Origin of the sequence: Thalassoglobus sp. JC818, assembly GCF_040717535.1 — a bacterium.
In the GTDB taxonomy this organism is placed as follows: domain Bacteria; phylum Planctomycetota; class Planctomycetia; order Planctomycetales; family Planctomycetaceae; genus Thalassoglobus.
Genome location: NZ_JBFEFI010000001.1, coordinates 757,096 through 768,632 on the forward strand (window position 1 = coordinate 757,096; position 11,537 = coordinate 768,632).

At 52.1% G+C, this 11,537-nt stretch carries 7 protein-coding genes; 4 read left to right on the forward strand and 3 right to left on the reverse strand.

From position 1 onward, the window contains the following. Positions 1-32: 32 nt before the first annotated feature. The 4 genes from AB1L42_RS02655 to AB1L42_RS02670 all read left to right on the forward strand — a co-directional run bounded on the left by AB1L42_RS02655 (position 33) and on the right by AB1L42_RS02670 (position 6,625). The gene (locus AB1L42_RS02655) at positions 33-413 is read left to right on the forward strand and encodes a DUF2237 domain-containing protein (RefSeq protein ID WP_367050886.1); all 381 of its coding nucleotides are present in this window, start codon (positions 33-35) and stop codon (positions 411-413) included. Between the two features lie 177 nt (positions 414-590). Further along, entirely contained in the window at positions 591-4,238 is a 3,648-nt protein-coding gene (locus tag AB1L42_RS02660) for a hypothetical protein (protein ID WP_367050888.1), read from the forward strand. A gap of 78 nt (positions 4,239-4,316) precedes the next feature. Beyond that, positions 4,317-5,000 (forward strand): PspA/IM30 family protein, encoded by a 684-nt coding sequence (locus AB1L42_RS02665; protein WP_367050890.1) that lies wholly within the window; start codon positions 4,317-4,319, stop codon positions 4,998-5,000. Positions 5,001-5,932: 932 nt separating this feature from the next. After that, entirely contained in the window at positions 5,933-6,625 is a 693-nt protein-coding gene (locus tag AB1L42_RS02670; protein WP_367050893.1) for a hypothetical protein, read from the forward strand. A 64-nt stretch (positions 6,626-6,689) separates the two neighbouring features. On the opposite strand, the gene AB1L42_RS02675 is transcribed toward AB1L42_RS02670, so the two are convergent. The 3 genes from AB1L42_RS02675 to AB1L42_RS02685 form a co-directional block, all read right to left on the reverse strand. Beyond that, positions 6,690-9,206, reverse strand: coding sequence for a DNA internalization-related competence protein ComEC/Rec2 (locus AB1L42_RS02675; protein ID WP_367050895.1), 2,517 nt, complete (start codon positions 9,204-9,206; stop codon positions 6,690-6,692). A 255-nt stretch (positions 9,207-9,461) separates the two neighbouring features. Further along, the gene (locus AB1L42_RS02680; RefSeq protein ID WP_367050897.1) at positions 9,462-10,241 is read right to left on the reverse strand and encodes a Sir2 family NAD-dependent protein deacetylase; all 780 of its coding nucleotides are present in this window, start codon (positions 10,239-10,241) and stop codon (positions 9,462-9,464) included. A 68-nt stretch (positions 10,242-10,309) separates the two neighbouring features. After that, positions 10,310-11,407 carry a hypothetical protein gene (locus AB1L42_RS02685; protein WP_367050899.1) on the reverse strand — a complete coding sequence of 366 codons (1,098 nt, stop codon included), beginning with the start codon at positions 11,405-11,407 and terminating at the stop codon, positions 10,310-10,312. Positions 11,408-11,537 lie beyond the last annotated feature (130 nt).

Genomic DNA, 11,537 nt, shown 5'->3' on the forward strand with positions numbered 1-11,537 from the left:
ACACCCTCATTTCATCGAGTGAAATTACGATCATGCAACGCGGAAAGAATGTACTTGGCGGCGAACTGCAATCCTGTTCAACAGACCCGATGACCGGATGGTTTCGAGACGGCTGTTGCTCGACAGGCCCCGGCGATCTCGGAATGCATGTCATCTGCTGTCGAGTCACCAAAGACTTCCTGGAGTTCTCAAAAGAAACCGGAAACGATCTCACAACACCGGTTCCAGAGTTTAAGTTTCCCGGCTTGAAACCGGGCGATCAGTGGTGTGTTTGCGCCGGTCGCTGGAAAGAAGCATACGACCACGGGCGAGCGTGTGGCGTCGTCCTCGCGGCAACACACATGTCGGCCCTTGAGTTTGCATCACTCGAAGAACTCGAGGAATACGCCGTCGATGAGGTCGACACCGAATAGGTCACGGCTCAAAGAGTGACCGACCATGATTGGACCACGGCGTCGGATCAAAAAAATCTCTTGGAGAAGAACATTTAGACCAAAAATCGCGTGAGCGATCGGCTCCTGTTCCGCCTGTTCAGCTATTGAAGCACTCCCATTGCTTCAGGTTCAACAAGCTGTGTTCGGAGCCACTCAATGAGATCGACACCAGAGCAAGACACTCCTTCGGTCGTCCGCTTTCTTGATTCCTTTCTTCAAGAGGGAAATATCAAGTGGCTGCTGGGAGTGGGAACGCTGATCCTTTTCAGCTCTTCAGCGATGCTTGTGACGTCGCACTGGGATTCTTATCCCCCTCTCTGGAAGTATGCCGTCCTTCTGACGTACACAGTCGGGATTCATTTGAGCGGGCAATTCGCCTATCACCGTTTGAGTCTGCGCAAGACTGGAACGGGGCTGATGGCACTGACGACGTTGCTAATTCCCTTGAACTTCGTCGCGTATCGCTGGGTTCAACCGAACCAAATGCTCACGATTCACGGGGTACTCGCACAATCTGGTCTCCTGTTTTTGCTGGCAGGGAATTGTCTTTTCTCACTGTTCGCAGCACGCAGAATCTTCACTCACTTTCTGCGAAAGCCGCAAAACTCTTTTCTCGTCAGCTATTTGGTTCTCTCCGTCAGTGGAGCAGTGATTCCGCTTCTCCCCTCGACAATTGCTCCACTCTCGGCTCTCTTTCTTTGGCTTGTCTTTGCCGTCGGATCAATCAAAGTCAATCGGCATGCCTTCTGGCTGGCTGAAGAGTTTCGAGCTCCTCGGATCTTCGGATTCTTTCCGATCATTCTGCTTGGTGTTCAATTCTTGTTGCTGTTTGCAACGATGCTTGCACCGCAGATCCCCGCGCAATGGATTGGGTTGGGAATCGTCTTAACCGCCATCCCGATCCTCCAGGCAGCCGACTCATTGGCACGAGTTATTCAGGCACGCTCAGAAACCGCTCTTCCGACTCAACCGACAAGTGTTGTCCTGGCGTTGCTGGGCGGCATCGCGATGGTCATCGCGGGAGTTGCGATCTCTGCTTACGGATTCCCAGCGACAGTGGCAATCGTCCCAACATCATTGCTCGCCGCAATGGTGATGGGGTTCGCTGCCCGTCGAACGCAGAAGAAAGAATTCGTATGGTTGATGATGCTCGCGATTGTGGTCTCGTACCAAACGTCGCCAGTCTTCATGAAACAACTCGTGAGGACTGTGCTGGATGCCGGGTCTTCAGCAATCGGCGAGAGTCGAATGCCGTTCGCCTTCTATGGACTGACTTACCTTCCGCTGTTGATCGGAACTTCCGGGATCTCCACTTGGCTTAAACGACGTGGCGAGACGTTGTTCTCTCCTCAACTCCAGTCTTTTTCTTTCGGCCTGCCGTTGCTTCTCTTGCCCGTCGCGTGTGCCCATTCAAAAGCCATGTTTCCGGTGTGCGTGTTGTTCACCATTTTGTTTGCCGGACAAGCTGTTCTGTTTCGTCTTCCCTTCCTCAGATTCGCGACACTTCTTTCAGCGTTCTTCGCAACTCTCGGAGCGACTCCATTCCTCCAGCAGGTCTTAAACGTAAATGGAAGCATTGGACTTTCGTTAACAACCTGGGTGATTGCCGGAGGGCTCTTCTGGTTTCCCGGAGTCTATTTCGACCGCAAAGTCTCCCGCTTCGGACTGAAGAGTGACTCAGAAGTTCAATGGAATCCTCCGGAAATTTTTCGATGGAGCAGCATCGGCATCATCACAATCTGTGCGATCATTTTCATCGCCTTGGCTCCCAGCGGATCGATTCCAATCCTCACCGGAGTCCTTTGCTTCGCTTTGCTGTTGGGACATGCATTCGCTCTCAAGTCGACTTGGGTCAGCGCTCTAACACTCACACTTCTATTGAGTCTTCCGATCACGTTTGCGAGCCACAACAACTGGTCGACAGCCTCATTATTCACTCTCACCGGAAGTCTTCTCGTCGCGCTCTGTGCGAGTGCAGCTGTCTTAAGAAAATTCCCGAAGTGGACGCTCTCGATCGTCTTCGCCCCTGCGGCAAAGATCGTCACGAGCATTGGAACCGTTGCCCTACAGACGATTCTGGTCCCATACATCCTGGCTCATATGCAGGCTCACTTCTCCATTGAAGTTTGGCTCCCGGTCGCCATAGCGTTCTTGACCGGAGCTTACCTGGCCTGGAAGAACAATTCTGCCGTCCTCGTCATTACGACTCACGCGTTCGCCCTCATCATGACGGCAATACTTACGCCGAAATTGCTGGCCAATTTAACGCACATCACAGGTTTCGACCGAGTGCTTTGGATTCCTGTCACATGGGCCACTCTCTCGACACTCGGAACAGTCGCACTTCGCTTCACCTCAGTCGACAACAAACGCACTGACGGCGAGATCTCATATGCCGTGCGTGCCATTGAGTGGTGTTTCGCAGCGACACTGGGTGTCATCGCCGTCATGACCATCCCGTTCCTCGTCGGCCCATGCCGCATCGCTGGTCTCATCAGCGTCGCAGGCGTTTTGCTTCTGACCGTATATCGACGTCGCAGCCAGTTTTCAGAGATTCTTCTGCTGATTGGAAACGTACAGCTTCTCGTGGCTGTGGTGCAAATTGTTCTTCCCGACTCGCGATTCCTCTTCGACATTCCGCCGGAGAAACTCGCCGTCGCTGCACTCCCGGTTTCATTGGCTGCGGCACTCTCTGCCTGGGGATGGTCGGGTGCAATTCCGACTCGTAGCCAATTCTCAGACCTGACTTCAGAACTTTTCCAAGCACTGAGTCTTGGAGCTGTTCTTTTCACACTCTGGAGCGACTTCACTCACAATGGCCTCGCACTTTTCGGAACGACGAGCCTCATGATTGTCGCTGCGTTGCAGGCTCAACTCGCTCGCAAGATGAGTCATCACTCCGCTTTAGCTGCTGAGGGCACCAATATCAGTTGGATGTTGGCAGCCCGTGCCACCAATCGAGCTTGGCTGGCCATCGGACTTGTTGTCGCTGCGATCGTCCATCTGCGGTGGACTGGATTCCTACCTCTGGGTGTGACGTTGAGCAGTTTCGCCCCGACGATTCTGGCCATCTGGACGTTAGGACTCGCACATCAAGCGAAGTCTTCGGTCTCGTGGACTGTTTTTTCCGGGCCGCTTCGAAAGACCGCGACTGCACTTCCAGCAGCAACGATACCGATGGTCATTCACCAGCTCTTTGCCTATCCAAACCCTGAGTGGTTCGGAGTTCAGAGCCTCGCGCTGTTGTTGACTTCAGCGTTCTACTTCTGGAAAGGAATCGAACACGATCGTCCCTGGTTCGTCGTCGCTTCCGCTGCCATTTTCAACTTCTCACTGGCCATTTTTTGGAAAGAACTTCGCTGGACCGATCCACAACTCTTCCTCATCCCGGCCGGGTTGTCGGTCCTGGTTCTCGTGGAAACATTGCGGTCACAAATCCCGAAACGACTCCACAATCCACTCCGCTATGTTGGTGCCCTGACGGTTCTCGTCTCGCCGACGTTTCAGATTGTGGGAGGAAGCTGGCTTCACATCGTCACGTTGATGGTGTTGTCGCTTCTGATCTTGATCGTTTCGATGGGGCTGCGAATTAAGGCCTTGATGTACACCGGTACGGCGTTCCTGATTGCCGATCTCCTCGCACTCGTCATCCGTGGGACGTTTGATCATCCGAGCCTGCTCTGGCTGACCGGAATCGTCATTGGATTGGCCGTCATCGGGTTGGCAGCGTATTGCGAACGTCACCGCGAAACGATGCTTCAAAAGTTCCGCTTCATCGCTGCCGAACTCGAAACATGGAACTGATTCTTCTGCGAAGCACGCATTTGTGGCTGCTTTGCGATCTTGATGCTGCACTCTTTCTTTAACTATCGGAGAATGACAATGTCTTGGTTTCAACAATTTACTTTCGTAATGCGTTCGAACATCACCGCCATTCGGGACAAGGTCGAGGACCCCGAACGAATGCTTCATCAACTGATCTGCGATATGGAAGATGAACTGCGCGCGGTAAAGCAGTCAGTCGCAGCTGCGATTACCGACGAAATTCAGCTTGGCAAGGAAATCGAGTCCATTCAAAGTGAGATCGGAGAATGGGAAGGGCGGGCGGAATCAGCTTTGGAGAAAGGCAAAGAGACACTGGCCAAACAAGCCCTCGATCAGAAGTTGCGCCACGAAGAACGACTTCAAACGATCGAGAAGGTGTATGAATCTCAATGTACACAGACGGCGAAGTTGCAATCTTCGTATCGGGACCTCGAAGACAAAATTCGACAGGCCCGGCATAAACGAACGCTGCTGATCGCTCGACTTGCACAAGCGCAGTCTCGTCAAAAGATCAACCGCGCGATCGACTCCGCAGAATCCAATTCTGCATTCGCTCAGTTTCATCGTCTGGAAGAGAAAGTGAATCGGGAAGAGAGTCTGGGGCAGGCTTACGATCGTCTCGAGGGAAAAGATCCCGATGCCGACGAACTCGCTGCTCAGTTTGAGGCTGACGAACGTCGAGAGAAACTGGAATCAGAGTTCGCGGAACTTAAGCGTCGGTTTCAAACCCCGGCTTCTTGAGATCCAAAGCCTCGATTGGTCACTCACTTAAACTAAATGCAGAGGCGGTTGCTGGAGGGAGGTTCGGCAATCCGGTCGCTCCTCCAATCGCCGTGAACGACTGAACTTTCCGTTCGCACGCAGAGCACAGGCCAGAACATGAGACAACTTCGCCTCTTATTCCGCGACCTTTTTCGGCTGATTCGATCCTGGTGGACAGTCGATCGTATCCGTCCGTAAAAACAACATCTGAAACTGTCTTCGCATCAGTTCAGGTCGCGCGAAGACCTTCAGTCATTTTTTCGAAATGCCATTGCGATCAAAGCACCAACCAACAATACACCCCCGATCAGCAAAGGAAGTCCCAACATTGTCATCATGGATTCAACTCCTGAACTATTTTGTTCTCGACTGCATTCCCACATCGAATTCATCGCAATGTGAGCGAAAGCGATGAAACTCTAGGAATGGTCGGTCCAAAACCGATTCGTTCTCTGAGAGAAATGATTTCATGTCACGTTTCTGCATGCCAGCCTGATGATAGGTTTACGATCCCCGTCTCGTACACTATTAAATTCTGGTTTGAGAACTTCGAATGAGTTTTGCGGCAACACTGATTGACTGCGGGTAAATCTCTGGAGAGAGCCCGTTAACGAGCACTGAAACGCTCGAAAAACACGGATCGACATAATTTGAGAAATTGCGCAAAATAGCCGCCCGCCATGAGGTTCGGGTGCTGGCAGACCTTTGAAAACCAGAGTTCATCGTCTGCACGCAACCGAAACGAACGACGTATGAAGACGTGAACGGAGCACTCAGTTGTCCGGATCACGAAAATTTTTTTCGTCGACAAACGTGAAAATCGTTGAACCCTCGCGCTCAACCGATCGAATCGTTAGGAAAATACTGCCTTCAGGGCTGATCAAATTCGTCAATTCAGGGAAGGGGTGACGATGTTTTGTTCACAATGCGGCGTGGAAGCTGACGGGAAGTTCTGTTTTTCGTGTGGGCATCCTCTCCATCAGGGCGATGGGATTGCTCCTGAAACCAACGTCGTTCCGCCTCAGAATGAATTGATTTCTCCTCCGACTCATTCGGTCAAATGGGAAGACGACATCTGCTACGAACAGGTGTTGAACACAGACATCGTCCGCTCGGCAATCGCCGATCATGGGTCAAAAGCGATCAAAGGTTTTTCCGGAGAAGACTGTCTCGCGATTTACGACAAGATTGTTCCGTCGCCGATTCCTCTGGCGAAACTGGCCACTGTCGTTCAGCCTCTTTATGCCTCCTTTGGTGTACGCACCGGCAAAACACGAGAAGGGACAGTGAGTGCCCCTCCCGGAGTCGTTCTCGCGAGAGCTCTCTGTTCGCTGGCAAAACACACACAACCTTTTCAGCGTGTTGAGCAGGCAGATGACCGCTGTACGCTGATTGCTGAGTTTCCATCTTCGATTTGGGCCCTCAAAGGTGAAATTCGAATCACCGTCACAAAACAGTCCAATGTGGCACACGTCAGTGCTCTGACAAACATTCCGGGACAGGCCTTCGACTGGGGAAAAAGCACCAAGGCGCTCGAGAGGCTTTTCTCCGACCTGCACTCCGACATGGGGATTCCGGTGACCAGCCAGTATCGGGCTGCCTAAAGAATTCCGAAGAGCCGCGAACTATTGAGGATTGAAGACCGAACTACTCAGTTCGTCGTGTCCGCTACTGATCTTCTTCTTGCAGGAACCGCTCGACCGAAATGGTTCCGGATCGATCAATGCGTAGCGTTAACGCTCCCGACTCGACTGTCGTCTCGACGTCCACGCCACTCGGCACAAAAGAACGGAGTCGCGGACCAACCGATCGATCTGAAGTGCTCACGACCAACAGCTTGGACGAACTCCATTCGAGGAGATCCAACGGATTGGAATTCTTCGCCCCATGATGCGGAGACATCAGAACGTCGCATTGTTCTTGCGGCAGATCCAAGAGTCGATCAAGACCTTCCTCTTCGACATCTCCCGTCAACAGCAACGACCGATCACCGTACGAGAGCTTCAAAACAAGACTTTGAGCGTTGTCCGATTTGGATTCGAAGTCACCGGTGGGATGAAGCAACTCGATGCTAACGGGCGGATCGTGATCGCTGGTCTTGAGTCGATCGTTTGCCTGAAGAAGTTCGATTGTGACGTCGCGTCTGGAAGCTGCTTCACACAGCTCAAACGTCCCACGTTGATCAAAGTCGAGGAAAGACTGGCTCAGCAAAAGTTTCCCGACCGGGAAGTGATCGATCACTCCGAAGAGCCCGCTGAAGTGATCGTGGTCTGCATGAGAGACGAGAACTGCATCGATGTGATGTCGATTTCGACACCAGAGATAGTCCTTCACCGCATTCTCAGCCCGTGAACCATTACCGGTATTGCCAGCGTCGTACAGTAGAACTTCTCCGGATGGAAGTTCGATCACCATCGCAAGTCCATGGCCGACGTCTAAAACAGTCACTCTCAACTCATCGTTCTTCGTCGGGAGAATCGCGTACCAGGCTATTGCGAAACACCAAACACACAGCGAAGCACAGCTAAATTTTTGCACCATGGGCCATTGACTCACCGACACACAGACCGGCAGCAGCACATAAAATCCGGCGAGCCACCAACTCGGAAAACCGGAAAAACAAAAGTGCCCGCCCGGAAGATCAGCTCCTGATTGAATGATCCACAGAAACCATCGCAGAGCAGTATCGAAGACTGTTCCAGTGAAGTGACCGAGCACAGGCAGGAACCATCCGGTCAGCAAGAAGACATACCCGGCTCCCAATACCAGCCCCGCAACCGGGATCAGCAACAGGTTCAACAGCAATCCGATGGGAGCCACGATATGAAACGAAGAGAGAATCAATGGGAACGTGACAAACCAGATTGTGGCAGTGATCACAGTCCCTTGCGCAAGCCATCTAAGAGCAGGCTTGGTCCGTTCGACCCAGCGCCAGTTTTCTGAAAGAAGAACGTCACTCTTTGAGCTGGTCACTCGGAGACGTTTCAAGAGATCAATGCTCCAGATGATCGCCAGGACGGCCAGAAACGAGAGTTGAGCGCCGAGGTCGAAGAGATCTTCGGGAGAAATCAGCAGCAGAATAATCGCACAACAGGCTAAAGCATTGAGTAAGTCAACATGTCGGCGACGAGTCGTTCCAAAGATGACGAGACAAATCAGAAGAGTTGCCCGCAGAACCGGTGGACGGTGATTCGTCAGACCTGCATAAAGCACGGTCACAACGAGAATTGCAACCGCCGTTTTTCTCTCTGACAAACCGACCAGCCGGGAGATTAGCGTCACAAACCCAGCAAGAATTCCGACATGCAGACCGGAGATTGCCAGCAGATGCATGGCACCGCTCTCTTGAAAAATCTCACGGTCCTGCTTCGTCAGTTGCGTTCGATCCCCCAGCAGCATGGACAATGCCAGCGACTGTGACTTGGGACTTAAGTATTCGACAAACAGACGTCGACATTCATTGCGAACAGCCTCTCGAACTCGAAGCAGTTTCCACCATAGATTCGACGGAGTCGAGATGACTTCAACAGCTGCCGGATGAGAAACGCTGAGAAGAGCGCTGATTCCTTCTCTTCGAAGGATTTCGGCGTAGTCATAACCGGAGGGATTGCTCACTGGCTGAGGAAGTCGTAGCGTCCCGACGACTTCGACAAGATCACCCACCTGTGCGGTCGTGAGGTGCCCACTGACGCGAACTCGCACAGTCCCGGAAACAGTTTCCCACTCTTGCAATGCTTGGAGTTCATGAACTTTCAAGTCGCAAATTGAAGAGTCGAGTTCGAGCCACGACGGAATGCGGGGACCATACTCAGCTTCATCGATGACAACACTCGTTTTCAGTTGTCCACGAACTCGAACGGGATCACCTTCGGCATTCGCATACGCTCGAACGGTCGCTTCCTGTTCAAACTCGGCAATCTGGTGATGTCGGATGGCTCCGGCCATGACGCAGCAAAGCAGGACGGCCCATGTGGCCAGACGCTCTCTCTGAGTGAAGATCGCAGTTGTTGCGATCAACAGACACAGGCATCCAGCCCCCCAAACTGCCTTGAACGAGATGAGATCTGATGCGAAGAGAATCGAATCGAGTGCGATGCCCGTTCCAAGCGCGAGCGCTCCAACCAGAGCAGGGCGGTGAAGGTGTTGAGACTTCCGGTGATTGGAATCTCGCAATGAATCAATCACTCGATCAACCTATCCACATTTCTTAGAGCAAGTTGCTCTTTCCTGTGCACTCGTTTGCACTGTTTCGTAAGTTAAAAGGCTGTGCTTGCTCATGCGAGATCGTGCACACCAAATCAGGCAATGCTCTCGCTCGGAAAGTACAACTCGTCCCGACGAAACTCATCTCCTCGAACAGATGCTGTCTACGCACGAAGCAAGGAATCTCACTGATCAACCGATTGTTGATACCGTCAAATGACCATTCACGGGAGTCGTTCATTCGGACTGCGCTCCGTCATTCAGAAGCTCATCGATGCTGGTCAAACTTGCACCGAGGCTATCCGCAATCCGGACGTCGGCCTGATGATCGAGTGGCGTTGGATCACGATTAATGATCACCAGTCGCGCCCCATATTGCTTTGCTCGTTCGGGAATTTCTGCTGCAGGATAGACGACAAGCGATGAACCGAGTGCGAGAATCAAATCCGCCTGCAGCGCCGCTTCCATTGCTGATTCCAACGTTTCCATCGGAAGTGCTTGGCCGAATGAAACGGTGGCATGTTTGAGAAAGCCATTGCACTCAGGACATCGAGGAGCCCGATCGGTCTCGAGAAACTCTTCAATCCACGAGTCGGCACGCCAACGCTTCTCACAACTTAAACAACCGACTTCGCGGGCTGTTCCGTGCAACTCCCAAATTCGGCGACTGCCTGCTTCCGCATGCAGACCGTCAATGTTCTGAGTGATCACTCCCTCTATCAATCCAAGCGATTCCCATTTCGCCAGAATTTGATGAGCGCAGTTCGGATTCGCTCGGCTGAATTCAACATGTGTCTGCGACTTCTGCCGCCAGTACTCGTGCCGCTCGGTTTCGGAGCTGAGAAAGTCGTCGTAATAGACAGTTCGATTCTTCGACCATACTCCACCGGGAGACCGAAAATCGGGAATTCCACTCTCTGTCGAGATCCCCGCTCCGGTGAACGCGATGACTGATTTCGCAGAACGCATCCAGTGAGCGACTTGTTCGATCTCACTCATGCAATCCTGACCTTTCATTCGCGACTTCATCAGAGTAGCTCGGAATCATCACTTGAATTCTTGAAGCAACTTAGGCCTGGCATTGTCTATTGTGACGAGACGTCTTCTGACTCAACGACCGAAATTCCGACGACGTTCGTATTCGGCAAATGCTCTTTCGCAAGGAGTTCAAGCGCTGCCCGACTGCAATTCGTACCGGTGAGATCTAACACTTTCAGTTGCTTCATCGTTCGAATCGTGACAAGAGCACTGTTAGTGATGCTTTGACATCCCGCGAGTTTGAGTGTTTTGAGTGTCTTGAGCTTCTTCAAATGTGCAATCCCGGCATCGCCAATTGTATTTGACGAAAGATCCAACTCTCGAAGCTGCGGACAGCCTGAAATGGCCTCAAGTGCTCCATCGTGAGCTCCAGAATTGGAGATCCTTAGGACTTCCAAATTCGCCAGTCGATCAGCAGTGCGGAATCCATAAAAACCGAGTTGGGAGTCGGCCGCTGTGAGCTCTTTCAACGATTGAAAATTTCCTTGCTCAACGAGAATCCCGAAATCCTTCCCGCGCAGAACCTTGTTACCATCGAGGTGCAACACTTCGAGATGAGGTAACTTGGCAAGCGAATTGAAGACCTGATCAGAAATCCCCGTCTGTCGTAAACTCAGAACCTTTAGACTCTGCATCTCTTTGAGAGCGTCACCGACATCGTCCCCGACCTGTGTCGAATCAAGAATCAGCTCTTCCAACTGGCTGAGCCCAGCCAACTCTTTCAACCCCGCTCCCGTGATAGGTACTTTGTTCAAATTCAATGAGCGAAGATTCGAAAGCTTCGAGATCGGTTGAAGGTCCGCATCCCCCAACAGCCCATCTGTCAGGTCGAGTGTCACAATCGTTTCTTGACCTTTTGGAAGCTCACTCACTTCAGCAATCTGTTGTGCCGTGCGTTGGGACGGAGAGAGTCCTTCAAAAGCAGCGACAACTTCTTCCGGAGATTTTTGCGCAGAGTCCGTCGGTTCGTTCGCTCCCGATGCCGGTGTAACTTGTTCTTCGGGATCAACTGGTTCGGCTGTATGATCAGCTCCATCACCTGAAGTCACGTCTTCAGACTGAAATCGCTGGCATCCAGAGATCAGAAGCATGCTGACACACAGAAAGATGCCGAGTCGAAGGTGCGTTCGATATCGTAAAATCACGGAAGGTTAAACCTCATGTTGAGAGTAGATGCCCATCATATCGACCACACGACAAAGTGAAACTCTTGCCTGCTGATGACTGGCATTCGACGTGCGAGACTGACGCAGACTTTTGACCGCTCGAATGCTG

Coding starts and splice junctions, on each gene's coding strand:
- AB1L42_RS02655 (WP_367050886.1), top strand. CDS start 33: ATGCAACGCGGAAAGAATGTACTTGGCGGCGAACTGCAATCCTGTTCA.
- AB1L42_RS02660 (WP_367050888.1), top strand. CDS start 591: ATGAGATCGACACCAGAGCAAGACACTCCTTCGGTCGTCCGCTTTCTT.
- AB1L42_RS02665 (WP_367050890.1), top strand. CDS start 4,317: ATGTCTTGGTTTCAACAATTTACTTTCGTAATGCGTTCGAACATCACC.
- AB1L42_RS02670 (WP_367050893.1), top strand. CDS start 5,933: ATGTTTTGTTCACAATGCGGCGTGGAAGCTGACGGGAAGTTCTGTTTT.
- AB1L42_RS02680 (WP_367050897.1), bottom strand. CDS start 10,241: ATGAAAGGTCAGGATTGCATGAGTGAGATCGAACAAGTCGCTCACTGG.